General features: G+C 63.5%; 1 protein-coding gene. It reads right to left on the reverse strand.

What is annotated here, in order from left to right; genetic code table 11:
* Positions 1-411, reverse strand: a 411-nt coding sequence (locus JZ791_RS44420; protein ID WP_305802155.1) for a citrate/2-methylcitrate synthase, incomplete at both ends; no start/stop codon positions are given.

A 411-nucleotide genomic window follows, 5' to 3' on the forward strand; every position in this document is an offset into this window, starting at 1 on the left:
TGTATAAGAGACAGCCTTGTAGATGATGCCGCTGTAGAAATCGACGTTCGGGTACAGCTTGCGCGCGACGAAGTACTCGTCCTGCAGCGCGGCCTGTTCCAGCTTCACGGCCACGTCCAGCAGCGGATCCTGCACGCCCAGCTGCTTGAGCACCTTGCTGGTCATCTCGCCGATGACCTTGGCGCGCGGATCGAAGTTCTTGTAGACGCGGTGGCCGAAGCCCATCAGGCGGAAGCCGGAGGTCTTGTCCTTGGCCTTGACCACGGCAGACTCGACGTTGTCGGCGGTGCCGATCTCTTCCAGCATCTTCAGCACGGCTTCGTTGGCACCACCGTGGGCCGGACCCCACAGCGCGGTGACACCCGCGGCAACCGACGCGTACGGGTTGGCACCGGTCGAACCGACCAGGCG

It is taken from the genome of Nocardia alni (assembly GCF_019038435.1).
Lineage (GTDB): Bacteria > Actinomycetota > Actinomycetes > Mycobacteriales > Mycobacteriaceae > Nocardia > Nocardia alni.